The following is a 16,874-nucleotide window of genomic DNA, read 5'->3' as shown; positions in this document are numbered from 1 at the left end:
CCGGTGGCCGTTCAACTATGCGGGCACCATCCCGATGCCGGAGCAAACCCCCGGATCAGGTCGAACCCGTACACCACTTCCCTGGACGCAACCGCACATGGGCCGTCCCTGGGCCGTCCGACGCCGCTCGGCAGTGGCCAACCTAGGACCTCCGGGGGACCCGCCACGGGGACCCGCCGGGCACCCGGGCGGCAGTCACTGCAGCCACCGGCCCGGCTCCGTGGTCAGTGGTCGATGAGATCGTGCCCTCATGGACACGTTCCTGGATCTCCCCGAATCAGTGGCTTCGGAAGACGCAGTCATCGCCCGCTACCGCCTGAGCGACGACGAGTACGGCTCGCCCGCCGAGCGTGCAGTGTTCTTCGAGGCCGAGCGGGCGATGAGTGCCGCGGTCGAGGAGGCGGGTGTCGGTGAGGTCGACGGGAACGAGTTCGGTGGGGGTGAGGTCGTGCTGTACGCCTATGGCGTGGACGGCGAGGCTCTCTTCAAGGTCATGGAGCCGGCCCTTCGGGCGCTGCCGCTCAGGCCAGCGCATGTCGTGGTGCGGCAAGCGAGGGGAGATGTGGAAGTTCGAGTGGATCTCTGACGAGCCGGCCGCGGTCAGCGTCGTTTGCGGAGTTGCCGGTAGCGGCGTTCCACGTCGGGCAGGAACCAGTCGGGGAGTTCGGCGGTGGCTCGCAGGTGGGTGCGCTCGGTGGCCGAGAGGGCCTGGGCCGCTGCGTCCACGGCCACCGCGTAGTCGGTCATCTTGTCCGAGGCGTGTTCACGGCGCAGATCGCCGCCGAAAGCGGCGTTGCCGGGGCGGCCGCTGAAGAGGACCGTGGCCCAGCCGAAGAAGCGCAGTCTGCCGGTCCGTCTCCGGAGTTCGTCGCGGACTATGAGCCAGCACAGTCGTTCATCGGTCACGTTCGGGATCGATCGTGACGTCGTCATGATTTTCCCTCCCCCCCCATGAGTCCCACCGATGGGTTCCACGGATGAGGTCCCGCCGATGAGTCTCGCCGCGGCCACGGGTCTGTATCTCCGACGCGCCTGATCAACCGCACGCGAGGAGAGCATTATGACCGCCACCTACACCTTCGACGTCTTCTCCAGCCTCGACGGCTTCGGCGCGGCCGGCGGTGACTGGACCGGCTACTGGGGCAAGCAGGGGCCCGAGCTGCTCGATCACCGGGACGCCCTGTACGGGGAGGAGCAGCGGATGGTGTTCGGGGCCGCCACGTACCGGACGTTCACGCGGATCCTGGCCGAGGCTCCCGAGGGCACCGTGGACTCATGGGGCACGCGCATGGTGAACCTCCCGGCGACCGTGGTGTCGAGCACCCTGGAAGGCCCCCTCGACTGGCCGGACGCGACCCTCGTGAAGGGCGACGCCGTCGACGTCGTCGCCCGTCTGAAGGAGGAGTCCGACGTGCCCCTGCGCTCCCACGGCAGCCTGTCGATGAACCGCGCGCTGATGGCCGCCGGCCTGGTCGACCGCGTCCAGGTGACCCTCTTCCCCGTGATCACCGGCAGGACCGGGCTGGACCCGGTCTTTCGCGGCGCGGAGGACTTCGACCTCGAACTGATCGACTCCAGGACGCTCGACGGCCGCATCCAGGAACTCGTCTACCGGCCCACCTTGCACGCCTGAGCCCATCCCGGTCGGAACCGGGCCGAACCGGGCCCGTCGATCACAGCGAGGCCGTGAAGCCGGCGGACCGGACCGGTTCAGCCGGAACGACGGGCCCAGAACCGCCGGTGCCCATCCCCCGCCGAGCGTCAGCCGGATCGACTCGGCCACATAGGACGGCAGGACGGGCTGCGACTCCCGGCCGAACCAGTTGCTCGCGTGCGGTCGGTCGGTGGTGACCACGAGGATCGTTCCCGGCGCCTGATCGTCCCCGTCCGCCTGTTCCACCGCGAACGTGCACGGAGTCCACGCCAGGGCCTGGAAGTACGTCGGCCGGCGCCGCAGGGCGCCACCGGTACTCCGTCCCGTCGACCACGATGCGCCGCGCGCCCTTGCGCCCCAGTGCCATGGCTGCCCCTCCTCCGCTCAGGCAGGTATCCAACCAGGCCACTGCGGAGGGACGTTGCTGTCCGGACAGAGACCCGAGTCACCCGGGTAACCGTCCAGCGTGCCGACCGTGGCGAAGAACCACCAGCCGAGCAGGACCGTCACGGCGACCACCGACGCCGGTGGCAGCCACGCCCGTACCGCCCTCGGCGCACGCGACGCCATCCAGCGCCCGAGCGCCAGCGACGCGAGCCCGACGAAACCTGCCGTCACCCCGGTCACGGGGAACAGGAAGTTGAGCTGGAAGACGCCGCCGGCGTCAAAGCCCGCGTCGCAGTACGCGCGGGCCCAGACGGTCAGGGACCAGGCACCCCAGCCCACCGCCGCCCCGAAGAGCCAGGCGACGGCCGCGGGGAGACACGTGGAACGCCGCTCCGTCTCAAGAGTGCTCATGACATGCCACGACGTCGATCACTCGCCCCGCGGTTCCGCTCCGCCGCGCGCTCGACGACACCGTCGCTCGACGGCACCGTCCTGCGCCCGGCGTCACCCGGTGGCGAGGACGGTTCCGAGACCGAGCCCGTTACGAGATCGTCAGCGGCACCGCGTGGATCTCGTCCGCCTTGTGCCCCGTGCGCTCGTGGATGCGCTGGACCGCGTCCGCCGAGGGCCCCTCGGAGAGGCAGTAGACCGTGCCGGACACGGGGTCCGCCCAGGCCCGCTCGAAGTGGACGCCCTCCTCCTTCTCGATGGCGAGGTCGGCCTGATGGGCCTCCTTCAGCTGCTCGGCCGTGATGCCCTTCATCCCGTGGTGTACGTCCATGAACCGCGCCATGACCCGCACCTCCTTACGGTTCGCCGCTCTTACCGCTTCCTTCCATGCTGCGCCTCATGAGGCGAGGGTGCACAGACGAAGGGCCCCGGCAGCACACCGGGGCCCTTCACCGTCGTACGGCAGGAAGCGACCGTCGTACGAGAAAAACGCGACGTCAGCCGCACTGGCACGGATTGCCCGACTGGCACCCGCACCCGCACCCCGAGCCGCACCCGCAGGCGCCGATCAGCATCAGGTTCCTGATCTCGGCGGGCTGCTCGGTCGGGCGTTCCTGGGTGGGGTCGGGGGTGGGGGTGCTGGGGGATTCGGCCATGGGGCCCTCCTCAAGGCAGGGGTCTGAACTCTCGGCCTTCGGATCAGACCCTGTGCCCATTGCATGCCCGCCCGAGAGGTCGCATCAACGGCGCACTGAGGCTTGCGCACGCCCCGAACAGACCCCCGTACGCCCGGTCCGAGCCGAGGGCTCAGGCCCCCTCGACCCCCGTCGCCGGCTGGATGTCCGCCTGCAGCTCGTCCGCGTGCTCACCCGTCACCAGGTACACCACACGCTTCGCCACCGACACCGCGTGGTCGGCGAACCGCTCGTAGTAACGGCCCAGCAGGGTCACGTCGACCGCCGTCTCGATGCCGTGCTTCCAGCGGTCGTCCAGCAGGTGCTGGAAGAGGGTGCGGTGCAGGAGGTCCATCTCGTCGTCGTCCTGCTCCAGCTGGAGCGCGAGGTCGACGTCCTTGGTGATGACGACCTCGGCCGCCTTCGCCATCAGGCGCTGCGCGAGCTGGCCCATCTCCAGGATGGTCGCGTGCAGGTCGGCCGGGATGGCACGCTCCGGGAAGCGCAGCCGCGCCAGCTTCGCCACGTGCTGGGCGAGGTCGCCCGAGCGCTCCAGGTCCGCCGACATCCGCAGCGAGGTCACGACGATACGGAGGTCCGTCGCCACCGGCTGCTGCCTGGCCAGCAGGGCTATGGCCCGCGCCTCCAGGTCGTGCTGGAGGTCGTCCACCTTCTGGTCGGCCTCGATGACGCTCTCGGCGAGCTTCAGGTCGGAGTCGAGGATGGCCGTCGTGGCGCGCCCGATCGCCGACCCCACCAGCCGGGCCATCTCCACCAGACCGTCGCCGATCGAGTCCAGTTCCTCGTGGTACGCGTCCCGCATCAGGGGTCCCTCTCTTACGTCTGCCTCGGGGGTTCCGGGGGGCCAGAACCGGCCGTCGGATCATTCCGAAAACCGGCGCTGTGAACCCCACGCTCCCACGTTCGGCCCTGTACGCGTCGATTTCCGTCACCCCAAATGAACCATCACTGGCTCCAAGGTGAACTCTGGGCGACGAGTGTTCGAGCTCGCACTCCGATGGCTGTGGCCAGGACCGGACCCATGCCTAACCTGGATGCATGGACGTGAACGCGGCGGTCGCCGCAGTGGCAGCGATCGCCGGAGCAGTAACCGGCGTGATCGCCATGCTGGCGTTCCGCTTCAGCGAGCGGGAGCAGAAGCGCCCCACCCGCACCTCGCTGCACACCGACCCGGTGCTCCCGCCGGGCGTGGACACCGTCCTGTCCGTCCTCCGCTCTTCCGCCGTCGTCCTCGACGAGGCCGACGGCGTCGTGAAGGCCAGCTCGGCCGCCTACGCCCTCGGTCTGGTCCGCGGCGGCAAACTCGCCGTCGAGCCCATGCTGCAGATGGCGCGTGACACCAGAAGAGACGGAGAGATACGACAGGTCGAACTGGACCTTCCGAGGCGGGGCACGGGACGGGGCGAGGCACTCGCCGTATCCGCCCGGGTCGCGCCTCTCGGCTCCCGGCTGGTCCTCCTGCTCGTCGAGGACCTCACCGAGGCCCGTCGTATCGAGGCCGTCCGCCGTGACTTCGTCGCGAACGTCAGCCATGAACTCAAGACCCCGGTCGGCGCCCTCTCCCTGCTCTCCGAGGCCGTCATGGACGCCTCCGACGACCCCGAGGCCGTCGAGCGCTTCGCCGGCCGGATGCAGATAGAGGCGACCCGGCTCACCAACCTGGTCCAGGAGCTCATCGACCTCTCCCGGGTCCAGAACGACGACCCGCTGGAGGACGCCGAGCCCGTCCGCGTCGACGAGCTCGTCGCCGAGGCCATCGACCGCTGCCGCCACCAGGCCGGCACCAAGCAGATCACCATGGCCGCCGGCGGCACCGCCGACCTGCGCCTGTGGGGCAACCGCGGCCAGCTCGCCGCCGCCCTCGGCAATCTCGTCGAGAACGCCGTGAACTACTCCCCGGCCCGCACCCGCGTCGGCATAGCCGCCCGCCGGGTGACCGCGCCCGGCGGGGACCACATCGAGATCGCCGTGACCGACCAGGGCATCGGCATCTCCGACAAGGACAAGGAGCGCATCTTCGAGCGCTTCTACCGGGTCGACCCGGCCCGCTCCCGTGCCACCGGCGGCACGGGCCTCGGCCTGGCGATCGTCAAGCACGTGGCCGCCTCCCACGCGGGGGAGGTCACGGTGTGGAGCTCGGAGGGACAAGGCTCCACGTTCACCCTGCGGCTGCCGGAGGCGGGGGCTGCCCGCGCCCGCGCACAACAGAACACCGACCTCGACGACGAGGACGGCCCCGACCCATCCCCGTACGAACCGCTTCCCGCCCCGGAGGTCCTTCCGTGACCCGAGTGCTCGTCGTCGAGGACGAGGAGTCCTTCTCCGACGCCCTGTCGTACATGCTCCGCAAGGAGGGCTTCGAGGTCGCGGTCGCGACCACGGGCCCCGACGGACTCGACGAGTTCGAGCGCAACGGCGCCGACCTCGTCCTCCTCGACCTGATGCTGCCCGGCCTGCCGGGCACCGAAGTCTGCCGCCAGCTGCGCGGCCGCTCCAACGTCCCCGTCATCATGGTGACCGCCAAGGACAGCGAGATCGACAAGGTGGTCGGCCTGGAAATAGGAGCCGATGACTACGTCACCAAGCCCTTCTCGTCCCGTGAGCTGGTCGCCCGTATCCGGGCCGTCCTGCGCCGCCGCGGCGAGCCCGAGGAGGTCACCCCGGCCGCGCTGGAGGCCGGCCCCGTCCGCATGGACGTGGACCGCCACGTGGTCACGGTCTCCGGCTCCAAGGTCGACCTCCCCCTCAAGGAGTTCGACCTGCTGGAGATGCTGCTGCGCAACGCGGGCCGCGTCCTGACCCGTATGCAGCTCATCGACCGGGTGTGGGGCGCCGACTACGTCGGCGACACCAAGACCCTCGACGTCCACGTCAAGCGCCTCCGCGCCAAGATCGAGCCGGACCCGGGCGCGCCCAGGTATCTGGTGACGGTCCGCGGCTTGGGCTACAAGTTCGAGCCGTAAGCCGTAAGCCGTAAGCCGCACGACGAAGAAGGGCGGGACCTCCGAAGAGGTCCCGCCCTTTCGTGTTCTGCCGTGCCGCTCAGTGCCCGGCGGCCGCGCTCTCGCTCGCCGTCGCGGACGCGGAGGCCTCGTCGGTGGAGGTCGCCGTCGCGGAAGGCGAGGCCGTACCCGTGGCCGACTCGGTCGGGGAGGCCGACGCGCTCTCGCCCGTGCCCGGGGCCTCGGGGACCTCGGTCGGGCCCCACTTCTCGAAGTAGCTCTTGGCCGGCACCACGAAGGCGCGCAGGCTCACGTCACCGGTCTTGCTGAAGGTGAAGGTGATCTTCTGGGCGTTGCCGTCCTGGATCGCCTCACGGCTGCTCGGCAGCACCGCGGTGGCGTTGCCCTCGCCGCCGATGACGAGGGAGCCGCCGGCCGGGATGGTCAGCTTGCCCTTGCCCTTGGCGGGGGAGAGCTCGGCGGTCTTGCCGGTGTCGGCGATGGTGATGGAGTCCAGCGTCTCGGCGGTCCGGCCGTTGTTGAACAGCGTCGCGGAGACCACGGCGGGGCCGGTCGACTCCAGGTCGGGCTGGGTGATGACGATCGCGTTCTGGATCTTGATGTCGCCGACGGCGGTGGCCGCGTTGTCCGGCTTGATCTCCAGCGTCTGGGCGTTGTTGCCGGCCGCGCACGCGGAGAGCGAGGCGATCGAGAACGCGAGGGCGGCGGCCGCGAGGGCGCCGCGTCGAAGGCTGCTGCTCACGGCGGCGGCAACTCCTTGACTCGAACGGGGCGGGCGCGTAAAGCCGCCCTAAGTGTCTGTCAGCGGCCTTAGGTTACCGAGCCGTTCCCGCGCGACCGCACCCGACCCTCCCCAACGGCCGCTCTTCGTTCCGGAGAGTCGATCGCATCCCTCCGCTCAAGTGACCTCCGAGTCACTTCGGGCTCGCACTCGTCCGCCATTCACATAAGCCCCTCGCGCATCCGCTCGCAAAACTTCCGTGAAGGAATGCGTGATCGTCCACGGAATTGATCACGAATCCGAGTGATCAATTCCGGAAACGACGGGGAACTGACTCCGGCCACCGAACGGAGTAGCGGAAGTCGCACACTTGGAACCAGACATATGGGGACGTTCGTCTACGTCGAAGGGCCTCCGGATGTGTGTAACGTACGCGTTTCACCTCCCCCGGAGAGCCGCTCCGACCTGCGAATACCTTCTTCCGCTCGGCCTCCGCAGCACGTTCCTGTTGCTGTTGTCAAGCCCCGAGATATGCCCTGACCTGCGAAAACGCCATTCAGAACCCGCAGTTTCCGTGTTACCCTGGATAGCCACGGAAGGGGTACCTGTCACATGACGTTCAAGGTTGGCGACACCGTGGTCTATCCCCATCACGGGGCCGCGCTGATCGAGGCCATCGAAACTCGCCAGATCAAAGGCGTGGACAAGACCTACTTGGTGCTGAAGGTCGCCCAGGGTGACCTGACGGTACGTGTGCCAGCGGACAATGCGGAGTTCGTCGGCGTGCGTGATGTGGTCGGTCAGGACGGGCTGGACCGGGTCTTCGAGGTGCTGCGCGCGCCGTACGCCGAGGAGCCCACGAACTGGTCCCGTCGCTACAAGGCAAATCTGGAGAAGCTCGCCTCCGGCGATGTCATCAAGGTCGCGGAAGTCGTGCGTGACCTGTGGCGTCGTGAGCGTGAGCGCGGACTTTCCGCAGGTGAGAAGCGCATGCTCGCCAAGGCCCGCCAGATCCTGGTGAGCGAGCTCGCCCTCGCGGAGAACACGAACGAGGACAAGGCCGAGGCCCTGCTCGACGAGGTCCTCGCGTCCTGACGACGCCCGCTGCCGCCGCCGGATCCGGCTCGGCACATTAGATATGCCGCGGTGCCCGATGACGTATTTCCGTCGCCGGGCGCTGCGGCATGTCTGTGCCCGGACACCGAGCTGAGGTATTACGGGGTGCGCCGGTCGTACGCGTCGTACGAGGCGCAGGTCCCCCGAAACTCGAAACTTCGCGGTCCCCGATACTTGGCGTGCCGGGCCCGGGCAGCAGGCTCGACCGGCGTCACGGAAGGGTCCGGTCAAGGCGTCGCGCCCGGCACGCTGTCTGTCGTACCCACCTTGGCCGAGCACACAAACCTGACAGGAACCGATGTCTGACGATTCGCGCCCTTCGCCCTCGACAGCGTCCTCGACGGCCAGGACGGAAGTCCGTACGGCCGTCGTGATCCCGGCCGCCGGCCGGGGCGTACGACTCGGCCCGGGCGCCCCCAAGGCGCTCCGCGCGCTGAACGGCACCCCCATGCTGATCCACGCGGTCCGCGCGATGGCCGCCTCCCGCGCGGTCTCCCTGGTCGTCGTCGTGGCCCCGCCCGACGGCGCCGGCGAGGTCAAGAGCCTCCTCGACGCCCACGCCCTCCCCGAGCGCACCGACTTCCTCGTCGTCCCCGGCGGCAAGGAACGCCAGGACTCCGTGAAGGCCGGCCTGGACGCGCTGCCCCCGGACTACGACATCGTCCTCGTTCACGACGCGGCCCGCCCCCTCGTCCCCGTCGACACGGTGGACGCCGTCATCGAGGCCGTACGGGACGGCGCTCCGGCCGTCGTACCGGCCCTGCCTCTCGCGGACACCGTCAAGGAGGTCAAGCCCGCCCCGGTCGCGGGCGACCCCGAGCCGGTCGTCGCCACCCCGTCCCGCGCCCGCCTCCGTGCCGTCCAGACACCCCAGGGCTTCGACCGCGCGACCCTCGTCCGCGCCCACGAGACCGTCACCGACGACGTCACCGACGACGCGAGCATGGTCGAGCAGCTCGGCCTCACGGTCGTGGTCGTCCCCGGCCACGAGGAGGCCTTCAAGGTGACCCGCCCCCTGGACCTGGTCCTCGCGGAGGCGGTCCTGGCCCGCAGGAGGCTCAACGATGGCTTCTGAGTCCTACGAAGGGGCCTGTGAAGGGTCCCGCGAAGGGGCCTACGACGGGTCCTTCGAAGGGGTGCTGCTGCCCCAGGTCGGCATCGGCACCGACATCCACGCCTTCGAAGAGGGCCGCGAGCTGTGGTGCGCCGGCCTGAAGTGGGAGGGCGAGGGCCCCGGCCTCGCCGGTCACTCCGACGCCGACGTCGTCGCCCACGCCGCGTGCAACGCCCTCTTCTCGGCGGCGGGCCTCGGCGACCTCGGTCAGCACTTCGGCACGGGACGCCCCGAGTGGTCGGGTGCCTCCGGCGTCACCTTGTTGACGGAGGCCGCCCGGATCGTCCGCGAGGCGGGCTTCCGGATCGGCAACATCGCCGTACAGGTCGTGGGCCCCCGCCCGAAGATCGGCAAGCGCCGCGACGAGGCCCAGAAACTGCTGTCGGAGGCGGCCGGAGCACCGGTTTCGGTCTCCGGGGCGACAACGGACGGACTCGGCTTCCCCGGCAGGGGTGAAGGGCTGATGGCCGTGGCCACCGCACTGGTCGTGAGAACCGCAGGCTGACCGTCATCCACAACCTGTTATCCACAACCGTCCGATGCACTCGGTATCGCCTACTACCCTTGGACTCGTGACTATTCGGCTGTACGACACCAGCGCCCGGCAGATCCGTGACTTCACCCCGCTCCAGCAGGGTTGTGTCTCGATCTACCTCTGTGGTGCCACCGTGCAGGCCGCACCGCACATCGGGCACATCCGCTCGGGGCTGAACTTCGACATCATGCGCCGCTGGTTCGAATACCGCGGCTACGACGTCACGTTCATCCGCAACGTCACGGACATCGACGACAAGATCATCACCAAGTCGCACGACCAGGGCCGCCCCTGGTGGTCGCTCGGGTACGAGAACGAGCGCGCGTTCAACGACGGCTACGAGGCCCTCGGCTGCCTCCCGCCCACGTACGAACCGCGCGCCACCGGCCACGTCCCCGAGATGATCGAGATGATGCGCGGCCTCATCGAGCGCGGCCACGCCTACGAGGCGGACGGCAGCGTCTACTTCGACGTGCGCTCCTTCCCGGGCTACCTGGCGCTGTCGAACCAGGACATCGACGACCTGCGCCAGCCCGACGAGGGCGTCTCCGGCAAGCGCGACCCCCGCGACTTCGCCATGTGGAAGGCGACCAAGCCGGGCGAGCCCGACTGGGAGACCCCGTGGGGCCGCGGCCGTCCCGGCTGGCACCTGGAGTGCTCGGCGATGGCCCACAAGTACCTCGGCTCCGCCTTCGACATCCACGGCGGCGGTCTCGACCTGATCTTCCCCCACCACGAGAACGAGATCGCCCAGGCCAAGGCCTACGGCGACGACTTCGCCTCGTACTGGGTGCACAACGCCTGGGTCACCATGAGCGGCGAGAAGATGTCGAAGTCGCTCGGCAACAGCGTCCTCGTCTCCGAGATGGTCAAGACGTGGCGCCCCATCGTGCTGCGCTACTACCTCGGCACCCCGCACTACCGCTCGATGATCGAGTACAGCGAGGACGCCCTGCGCGAGGCCGAGTCGGCGTTCGCGCGGATCGAGGGCTTCGTGCAGCGCGTCGTCGAGAAGGCGGGCGACGTCGAGCCCGCCGCCGAGGTCCCGCCCGCGTTCGCCGAGGCCATGGACGACGACATGGGCGTCCCCCAGGCGCTCGCCATCGTCCACACCACGGTCCGCCAGGGCAACAGCGCGCTGGCCGCCGACGACAAGGAAGCCGCCGTGGCCCGCCTCGCCGAGGTCCGCGCCATGCTCGGCGTCCTCGGCCTCGACCCGCTCGACCCGCACTGGGCCGGCGACGAGAGCCGCGGTGAAGACCTGCACGGCGTGGTGGACAGCCTCGTACGACTCGTCCTCGACCAGCGTCAGTCGGCCCGCGCCCGTAAGGACTGGGCCACCGCGGACGCCATCCGCGACCAGCTCGTCCAGGCCGGTCTGAGCATCGAGGACGGCCCCGACGGCCCGCGCTGGACCCTCGGTCCGCGCTAGCCGCCTTCCCGGCGATTCCTTGATCGATTGTGCCGCCCGGCCTTCCGGGCGGCACACTGCATAGACGTACGTATTCATTCCAGTAGCCATTCAGCAGTCACTTCCGTGGAGAACAGGTAGGTCATGGCCGCGAACAACCGCCGCATGTCCGGCAAGAAGGGCGCGCAGGTCGGCAGTGGCGGCCAGCGACGCAAGGGTCTCGAGGGCAAGGGCCCGACCCCGCCCGCCGAGATGCGCAAGGGACACAAGAAGAACCGCGTCGCCAACGCCAAGGCGAAGCAGTCGGTACGCCGTCCCACGCCGCGCGGGCGTGGCGGCAAGGGCACCTCCGAGATGGTCGTCGGCCGCAACCCGGTCGTCGAGGCGCTGCGCGAGGGCGTACCGGCCTCGACCCTCTACGTCCAGCAGTTCATCGACAACGACGAGCGCGTCCGCGAGGCCCTCCAGCTCGCCGGCGAGCGCGGCGGCATCCACCTCATGGAGGCCCCCCGCCCCGAGCTCGACCGCATGACCAACGGCCTCAACCACCAGGGCCTGGTCCTCCAGGTCCCGCCGTACGAGTACGCCCACCCCGAGGACCTCGCCAGCGCCGCCTACGACGAAGGCGAGGACCCTCTGATCGTCGCCCTCGACGGCGTCACCGACCCGCGCAACCTCGGCGCCGTCGTCCGCTCGGTCTCCGCCTTCGGCGGCCACGGCGTCGTCGTGCCCGAGCGCCGCGCCGCCGGCATGACCGCCGGCGCCTGGAAGACGTCCGCCGGCACGGCCGCCCGTACGCCGGTCGCCCGCGCCACCAACCTCACCCGCGCCCTGGAGGCGTACAAGAAGGCCGGCATCGCCGTCGTCGGCCTCGCCGCCGACGGTGAGCACGAGATCGGCGACCTCGAAGCCCTCGGCGGCCCGGTCGTCATCGTCGTCGGCAGCGAGGGCAAGGGCCTGTCCCGACTGGTCGGCGAGACCTGCGACTTCCGGGTGCGGATCCCGATGCCGGGTGGTGCGGAGTCTCTGAACGCCGGTGTGGCGGCGGGTGTTGTGCTTTATGAGGCGGCTCGGCGGCGGGCTTGAGGTAGTCGGCGGGGACAGGGCCGCGGAGGCCGCTTTGTGTGCCGCTTCGTGTGGGGTTGAGCAGGCTTGACGGGGTCCGGACACATCCGGGCGGTCAAAGCAGTGTCCTAAACACACGTCACTCGGTTAGATGAGTGTGGACACCAGAACACCCCGCACACCCACGGGGGACCGCTCGTCGGGTTTCACTGCTGGACTCGACGACGCTCCCGCGCTGAGCATGGTGAAGGTGCCGAGCGATCCGGCGCAGGTCATCGTCAATCACGCCAGCTTCCGCGTGCAGTTGGGCGCGTCGACGAGACGAGCCCAATCCCCGCGGATCGCCCGGCACTTGAGCGCCGCCGAGGACACCGCCCGGATGCCCGCCTTGGGAGCCGCGGTCCCCGGTGCGGCCCGCCGCCGGCCTCTCGTCTGGAGCGGCCAGACCGCCCCCGACGACACCGGCGCCCACCGCCTCCTCCAAGCCGTGCGCGGCGGCGGCGTCCGCCAGGTCGAGGAGCCCTCCGCCGACGCCGGGGCCACCCAGGTCATCCCCCGAATCGACGTCTACGACGACGAGTTGGCGCAGACCGTCGAGACCCCTGTCATCGGCGCCCAGCGCACCTACGACGGCGACGAACCCCGCCTCCTGCCGGACATGCGGACCGTCGGCAGCGCCTACGACGAGGAACTCGGCTACGGCGACGAGGAGTTCGACGAGACCGGGCAGTCCGACGGGACCGGCACCGCCGACCGACGCCCCGGCGTCGACCCCGCGCGGCACGCCTACTACCCGGGCCGCCGCATGAACTTGGGCGTCGTCCTCCTGCCGCTGCGCATCTTCCTCGGCTTCATCTCCATCTACGCCGGCATGGGCAAGCTCTGCGACCCCGTCTACTTCGACGGCGGTAAGCGCGGCTCCATGGTCAAGTGGCTCAACACCCTGCACCCCTGGGAAGTCGCCGAGCCCCTGCGCCAGTTCGCCCTGCAGCACCCCGTCGGCTCCGGCCTCGTCATCGCCTTCCTCCAGGTCATCGTGGGCGTCCTCACGATCCTCGGCTGCTGGCAGCGCGTCGCCGCCGCCATGGGCGCCCTGCTCTCCGCCGCGCTGCTCCTCACCGTCAGCTGGAAGAGCGTCCCCGTCTACGACGCGCCCGACATCATCTATCTCGCCGCCTGGTCCCCGCTGATCATCGCCGGCGCCCCCGTCTACTCCATCGACGGACGCCTCGCAGGCAGCGCCTGGCGCCGCCTCGGACCCCGCTCCGACATCTGGGAACTGCGCAACTACGTCCTGCGCCGCGGCGCCCTCATCACCGCCATCGTCACCGGGCTCACCCTGCTGATCGGCTCGCTCCTCGGCGGTGCCGTCCGCGACGCCGACCGGATCATCGTCCCCGGCCCCGGCGAGGCACCGCGCAACGAACTCCCCGGCTCCCCGCTCCCGCAGGAACCCGGCAAGCGCAAGAAGACCCCGTCGGCCTCCACGTCCCCGACGCAAGGGGCCGCTTCGGGATCGCCCACCCCCTCCGGCGCCGCGACCACCCCGGGCGCCACCCGGGACACCAGCACCGCCGGCACCCCCAGCCAGACCCAGGGCACCGGCCAGGCCCCGCCCCAGCAGTCCTCCCCGACCGGGGGCGCCCCCAGCACCAGCTCAGGCCCGACCGGCGGCACCGGCTCCAGCGGTGGCACCGGCGGCTCGACAGGCGGCTCGGACACCGGAGGCTCCTCCGGCGAACCGGGCCTGGTGGGCGGCCTGTTGGGGTAGATGGGCCGGTGGGCGGCATTCTCGGGCAGTAGCGCCCGTAGCGGCCCACCGGCTGACTCCGGCAACGGAAGGGCCCCGTACGGAAACGTACGGGGCCCTTCCGGCGTGTGTGCTACCGGCCCAGCGCCGCCAGCTCCTTGGCCGCCTCGGTCAGATCCTTCGCGGTGTCGATCGCCCGCCAGTACGCACCCTGCGGAATCGGGAACCCGGCCAGCCGCCGCTCCCGGGCCAGCCGCGGGAACGTCGTCCGCTCATGGTCACCCCGGTCGGGCAGCATCCCGGCGAACTCGGCGGAGAAGACGTACACACCCGCATTGATCTCGTACGTCGTCGGCGGCGCCTCGATGAAGTCCGTGACCCGGCCGAACCCGTCCGTCTTCACCGCCCCCCACGGAATCCGCGGCCGCGCCAGCGCCAGCGTCGCCACCGCGTCCCGCTCGGTGTGGAAGTCCGCCATCTCCCGCAGCGAGAAACGGGTCCAGATGTCACCGTTCGTCGCGTACCAGGGCCGGTCGGGGTGCGGAAGGTGGGCCGCCGCGTACTTGAGACCGCCGCCGCGGCCGAGCGGCTCCGTCTCGACGACCGTCGACACGTTCACGGGAAGGTCGGCCGACGCCAGCCATTCCTTCAGCACATCGGCGAGATGGCCGCAGCTGACCACCACGTCCGTCACACCTTCCTCGGCGAGCCAGGCAAGCTGATGGCCGATGATCGGAGTCCCCGTCCCGGGGATCTCGACCATCGGCTTGGGCCGGTCGTCGGTGTACGGACGAAGCCGCGACCCCTGGCCACCTGCCAGGATCACGGCTTGAACGGGGCGGGACGCGGCGTTCGGATCGGTCATGCCCGAACTGTACGCGGCGTCCCGCACCCGGCATCTCCCGGTATCCGCCGGGTCCGGCGTCAGCTGTGCGCGGCCGCCACGCCCGTCGCGAAGGACGTGTCGCACACGGGCCGGGCGTACGACTGCGCCTGCGTCGGGCCGTACACCCGCACCGCCGCACGGCCCAGCGCACGGGCGATGGACGCACAGTGCTCGGCGAGCGACGGACGGCCGTTCACGGCCTCCTGGAGGTGGGTGAGGGCGACGCCCGGGTTCTCCTCCTGGAGCTCCGCGAGGAGCTTGTCCCGCAGGATCTCCTGGGGTGCCCGTGCCTTCGCCTTCGAGGAGGCGCCGGCCGCCGATACGTCGGAGGCGGTGAGCACCGAGCCCGAGGGATCCCCCGACCAGTCGACTCGGGTGACCGCGAGGGTCCCGGAGAGCACCAGGACGACGGGCAGGACAAGGGCGAGCGTGCGGCCGATACGGCGGGCGGGGCCCCGGCCGCGTCGCGTCTGTTGGTTAGTGGAGTGCTTCACGCGTGTGAGGGTAGCGCGGGGTGATGATTTGGCGACATTTAGTCACCGGTTCGGGGGATGAAGTGGTGCCTCGAATTGGGTAAGGCGTTGACGCACACTGCTCGAAATGCCCGGTGTGTCGGGGTATTTGTCGACATTCTTTCGAACGCGAGAAGGGCCCCGCAGCGGTCTGCGGGGCCCTTCTCGTCAACCTGGGTGAATTACCCGGGTTTCTGGTGCCGGTGTGCCGGTGTGGCGGTGGGGTGGTGTCAGTCGGAGAGACGCGCACCCGTCGAGGTCGAGAACACGTGCGTCTCGCCCGAGCGCGGCACGACGTGCAGCGTGCTGCCCTTCTCCGGGACGTCACGGCCGCTGACCCGGACCACGAGGTCCTTGGAGTCGTCGCCGAGCTTGGCGGTGCCGTAGACGTACGCGTCGGCGCCGAGCTCCTCGACCACGTTCACGGTGACCGCGAGACCCAGGTCCGCGTCCGAGCCCGCCACCTCGAAGTGCTCCGGGCGCACGCCCACGGTCACCGTCTTGTCCGTGATGCCGGAGATCGCGTCACGCTGCACCGGCACGACGCTCTTGCCGAACTTCACGCCGCCGTCGGTGATCGGGACCTCGACCAGGTTCATCGCGGGGGAGCCGATGAAGCCGGCGACGAAGAGGTTCGCCGGACGGTCGTACATGTTGCGCGGGGTGTCGACCTGCTGCAGCAGACCGTCCTTCAGTACGGCGACCCGGTCGCCCATCGTCATGGCCTCGACCTGGTCGTGGGTGACGTAGACGGTGGTGATGCCGAGACGGCGCTGGAGGCTGGCGATCTGCGTACGCGTGGACACACGCAGCTTGGCGTCCAGGTTGGACAGCGGCTCGTCCATGAGGAACACCTGGGGCTCACGCACGATGGCGCGACCCATGGCGACACGCTGACGCTGACCACCGGAGAGCGCCTTCGGCTTGCGGCCCAGGTACTCGGTGAGGTCGAGGATCTTCGCCGCGTCCTCGACCTTCTGCTTGATCTCGGCCTTCGGGACGCCGGCGATCTTGAGCGCGAAGCCCATGTTGTCGGCGACGGTCATGTGCGGGTACAGCGCGTAGTTCTGGAACACCATGGCGATGTCCCGGTCCTTCGGCGGCAGGTGCGTGACGTCACGGTCACCGATGCGGATCGCACCGCCGTTGACGTCCTCGAGCCCCGCCAGCATGCGGAGCGAGGTGGACTTGCCGCAGCCGGACGGACCGACCAGAACGAGGAACTCGCCGTCCTCGATGTGGATGTCGAGCCCGTCCACAGCGGGCTTCTCCGTACCCGGGTAGATCCGGGTCGCCTTGTCGAACGAAACAGTGGCCATGGTGATGGGCCCCCTTCTACCGGCAGGAACGTGCCGGACGATCCGTTGTAGGAAGGTGGTGGTGTAGTCCACACAGGTGAACTGGCTCAGGACGGTACCTGGCGTTCACCCGTATGTCAGTACCTGAGTCACTGGGAACTTCGCGGAAATTTTCGACAGGGCCCGCCCGGGACCTGGGTACACTGCACGGGCGCGTACGTGCCAGACGCACGCGACGCCTCCTTAGCTCAGATGGCCAGAGCAACGCACTTGTAATGCGTAGGTCGTCGGTTCGAATCCGACAGGGGGCTCCGCCG

Annotated in this window: 19 protein-coding genes and 1 tRNA gene; 11 read left to right on the top strand and 9 right to left on the bottom strand. The window is 69.7% G+C overall.

Going from position 1 to position 16,874, the window contains the following annotated elements:
* The first annotated feature begins 250 nt into the window (after nucleotides 1-250).
* The gene (locus PH203_RS16455) at nucleotides 251-586 is read left to right on the top strand and encodes a hypothetical protein (RefSeq protein ID WP_289920706.1); all 336 of its coding nucleotides are present in this window, start codon (nucleotides 251-253) and stop codon (nucleotides 584-586) included.
* A gap of 14 nt (nucleotides 587-600) precedes the next feature.
* Here the strand turns inward: PH203_RS16455 and PH203_RS16450 are convergent, their stop codons facing one another.
* The gene (locus tag PH203_RS16450; RefSeq protein WP_289920705.1) at nucleotides 601-933 is read right to left on the bottom strand and encodes a hypothetical protein; all 333 of its coding nucleotides are present in this window, start codon (nucleotides 931-933) and stop codon (nucleotides 601-603) included.
* A gap of 127 nt (nucleotides 934-1,060) precedes the next feature.
* Between PH203_RS16450 and PH203_RS16445 the strand changes: the two genes are divergently transcribed.
* Nucleotides 1,061-1,633, top strand: coding sequence for a dihydrofolate reductase family protein (locus tag PH203_RS16445; protein WP_289920704.1), 573 nt, complete (start codon nucleotides 1,061-1,063; stop codon nucleotides 1,631-1,633).
* Nucleotides 1,634-2,038: 405 nt separating this feature from the next.
* Here the strand turns inward: PH203_RS16445 and PH203_RS16435 are convergent, their stop codons facing one another.
* From PH203_RS16435 to phoU, 4 genes are all read right to left on the bottom strand, one after another.
* A complete protein-coding gene (locus tag PH203_RS16435) occupies nucleotides 2,039-2,452 on the bottom strand; it encodes a hypothetical protein (RefSeq protein WP_289920703.1) in 414 nt (137 codons plus the stop codon).
* Between the two features lie 130 nt (nucleotides 2,453-2,582).
* Entirely contained in the window at nucleotides 2,583-2,834 is a 252-nt protein-coding gene (locus PH203_RS16430; protein WP_289920702.1) for an SCO4226 family nickel-binding protein, read from the bottom strand.
* Nucleotides 2,835-2,988: 154 nt separating this feature from the next.
* Nucleotides 2,989-3,147, bottom strand: a complete 159-nt coding sequence (locus PH203_RS16425; protein WP_289920701.1) for a hypothetical protein — start codon at nucleotides 3,145-3,147, stop codon at nucleotides 2,989-2,991.
* A gap of 151 nt (nucleotides 3,148-3,298) precedes the next feature.
* Nucleotides 3,299-3,988 carry a phosphate signaling complex protein PhoU gene (gene phoU, locus PH203_RS16420; RefSeq protein WP_289920700.1) on the bottom strand — a complete coding sequence of 230 codons (690 nt, stop codon included), beginning with the start codon at nucleotides 3,986-3,988 and terminating at the stop codon, nucleotides 3,299-3,301.
* Between the two features lie 236 nt (nucleotides 3,989-4,224).
* Here phoU and PH203_RS16415 point away from each other — a divergent pair, with 236 nt between their 5' ends.
* The gene (locus tag PH203_RS16415) at nucleotides 4,225-5,472 is read left to right on the top strand and encodes an ATP-binding protein (protein WP_289920699.1); all 1,248 of its coding nucleotides are present in this window, start codon (nucleotides 4,225-4,227) and stop codon (nucleotides 5,470-5,472) included.
* Nucleotides 5,469-6,149: a response regulator transcription factor gene (locus tag PH203_RS16410; protein WP_015659563.1), complete on the top strand. Its 681-nt coding sequence runs from the start codon at nucleotides 5,469-5,471 to the stop codon at nucleotides 6,147-6,149. Before PH203_RS16415 ends, PH203_RS16410 begins: the two co-directional genes overlap by 4 nt.
* A 79-nt stretch (nucleotides 6,150-6,228) precedes the next feature.
* Here PH203_RS16410 and PH203_RS16405 read toward each other — a convergent pair whose 3' ends face one another.
* Nucleotides 6,229-6,891, bottom strand: coding sequence for a DUF461 domain-containing protein (locus tag PH203_RS16405; RefSeq protein ID WP_289920698.1), 663 nt, complete (start codon nucleotides 6,889-6,891; stop codon nucleotides 6,229-6,231).
* Between the two features lie 591 nt (nucleotides 6,892-7,482).
* Between PH203_RS16405 and PH203_RS16400 the strand changes: the two genes are divergently transcribed.
* The 6 genes from PH203_RS16400 to PH203_RS16375 all read left to right on the top strand — a co-directional run bounded on the left by PH203_RS16400 (nucleotide 7,483) and on the right by PH203_RS16375 (nucleotide 13,882).
* The gene (locus tag PH203_RS16400; RefSeq protein WP_003953493.1) at nucleotides 7,483-7,965 is read left to right on the top strand and encodes a CarD family transcriptional regulator; all 483 of its coding nucleotides are present in this window, start codon (nucleotides 7,483-7,485) and stop codon (nucleotides 7,963-7,965) included.
* Nucleotides 7,966-8,284: 319 nt separating this feature from the next.
* The gene (ispD, locus tag PH203_RS16395; protein WP_289920697.1) at nucleotides 8,285-9,061 is read left to right on the top strand and encodes a 2-C-methyl-D-erythritol 4-phosphate cytidylyltransferase; all 777 of its coding nucleotides are present in this window, start codon (nucleotides 8,285-8,287) and stop codon (nucleotides 9,059-9,061) included.
* Nucleotides 9,062-9,125: 64 nt separating this feature from the next.
* The gene (gene ispF, locus PH203_RS16390) at nucleotides 9,126-9,605 is read left to right on the top strand and encodes a 2-C-methyl-D-erythritol 2,4-cyclodiphosphate synthase (protein ID WP_289920734.1); all 480 of its coding nucleotides are present in this window, start codon (nucleotides 9,126-9,128) and stop codon (nucleotides 9,603-9,605) included.
* A 67-nt stretch (nucleotides 9,606-9,672) separates the two neighbouring features.
* A complete protein-coding gene (cysS, locus tag PH203_RS16385; RefSeq protein WP_289920696.1) occupies nucleotides 9,673-11,067 on the top strand; it encodes a cysteine--tRNA ligase in 1,395 nt (464 codons plus the stop codon).
* A 123-nt stretch (nucleotides 11,068-11,190) separates the two neighbouring features.
* Nucleotides 11,191-12,132 (top strand): 23S rRNA (guanosine(2251)-2'-O)-methyltransferase RlmB, encoded by a 942-nt coding sequence (gene rlmB / locus PH203_RS16380; protein ID WP_289920695.1) that lies wholly within the window; start codon nucleotides 11,191-11,193, stop codon nucleotides 12,130-12,132.
* 130 nt (nucleotides 12,133-12,262) lie between these two features.
* Nucleotides 12,263-13,882: a DoxX family membrane protein gene (locus PH203_RS16375; RefSeq protein WP_289920694.1), complete on the top strand. Its 1,620-nt coding sequence runs from the start codon at nucleotides 12,263-12,265 to the stop codon at nucleotides 13,880-13,882.
* A 112-nt stretch (nucleotides 13,883-13,994) separates the two neighbouring features.
* Here PH203_RS16375 and PH203_RS16370 read toward each other — a convergent pair whose 3' ends face one another.
* The 3 genes from PH203_RS16370 to ugpC form a co-directional block, all read right to left on the bottom strand.
* A complete protein-coding gene (locus PH203_RS16370; RefSeq protein ID WP_289920693.1) occupies nucleotides 13,995-14,726 on the bottom strand; it encodes a nucleotidyltransferase family protein in 732 nt (243 codons plus the stop codon).
* Between the two features lie 59 nt (nucleotides 14,727-14,785).
* The gene (locus PH203_RS16365; protein ID WP_289920692.1) at nucleotides 14,786-15,241 is read right to left on the bottom strand and encodes a hypothetical protein; all 456 of its coding nucleotides are present in this window, start codon (nucleotides 15,239-15,241) and stop codon (nucleotides 14,786-14,788) included.
* Nucleotides 15,242-15,489: 248 nt separating this feature from the next.
* Complete coding sequence (gene ugpC, locus PH203_RS16360) at nucleotides 15,490-16,578, bottom strand: sn-glycerol-3-phosphate ABC transporter ATP-binding protein UgpC (RefSeq protein WP_289920691.1); 1,089 nt, start codon at nucleotides 16,576-16,578, stop codon at nucleotides 15,490-15,492.
* A gap of 216 nt (nucleotides 16,579-16,794) precedes the next feature.
* On the opposite strand from ugpC, the gene PH203_RS16355 reads away from it, so the two are divergent.
* Nucleotides 16,795-16,868, top strand: a tRNA-Thr gene (locus PH203_RS16355).
* The last annotated feature ends 6 nt before the right edge of the window (nucleotides 16,869-16,874 follow it).

This window comes from Streptomyces sp. S.PB5, assembly GCF_030403745.1.
Lineage (GTDB): Bacteria > Actinomycetota > Actinomycetes > Streptomycetales > Streptomycetaceae > Streptomyces.
This window is presented reverse-complemented; position numbering and strand designations above follow the sequence as displayed.

Coding starts and splice junctions, on each gene's coding strand:
- ispD (WP_289920697.1), top strand. CDS start 8,285: ATGTCTGACGATTCGCGCCCTTCGCCCTCGACAGCGTCCTCGACGGCC.
- ugpC (WP_289920691.1), bottom strand. CDS start 16,578: ATGGCCACTGTTTCGTTCGACAAGGCGACCCGGATCTACCCGGGTACG.
- PH203_RS16415 (WP_289920699.1), top strand. CDS start 4,225: ATGGACGTGAACGCGGCGGTCGCCGCAGTGGCAGCGATCGCCGGAGCA.
- PH203_RS16455 (WP_289920706.1), top strand. CDS start 251: ATGGACACGTTCCTGGATCTCCCCGAATCAGTGGCTTCGGAAGACGCA.
- PH203_RS16445 (WP_289920704.1), top strand. CDS start 1,061: ATGACCGCCACCTACACCTTCGACGTCTTCTCCAGCCTCGACGGCTTC.
- PH203_RS16375 (WP_289920694.1), top strand. CDS start 12,263: ATGAGTGTGGACACCAGAACACCCCGCACACCCACGGGGGACCGCTCG.
- rlmB (WP_289920695.1), top strand. CDS start 11,191: ATGGCCGCGAACAACCGCCGCATGTCCGGCAAGAAGGGCGCGCAGGTC.
- PH203_RS16370 (WP_289920693.1), bottom strand. CDS start 14,726: ATGACCGATCCGAACGCCGCGTCCCGCCCCGTTCAAGCCGTGATCCTG.
- PH203_RS16425 (WP_289920701.1), bottom strand. CDS start 3,147: ATGGCCGAATCCCCCAGCACCCCCACCCCCGACCCCACCCAGGAACGC.
- PH203_RS16450 (WP_289920705.1), bottom strand. CDS start 933: ATGACGACGTCACGATCGATCCCGAACGTGACCGATGAACGACTGTGC.
- PH203_RS16435 (WP_289920703.1), bottom strand. CDS start 2,452: ATGAGCACTCTTGAGACGGAGCGGCGTTCCACGTGTCTCCCCGCGGCC.
- phoU (WP_289920700.1), bottom strand. CDS start 3,988: ATGCGGGACGCGTACCACGAGGAACTGGACTCGATCGGCGACGGTCTG.
- PH203_RS16430 (WP_289920702.1), bottom strand. CDS start 2,834: ATGGCGCGGTTCATGGACGTACACCACGGGATGAAGGGCATCACGGCC.
- PH203_RS16400 (WP_003953493.1), top strand. CDS start 7,483: ATGACGTTCAAGGTTGGCGACACCGTGGTCTATCCCCATCACGGGGCC.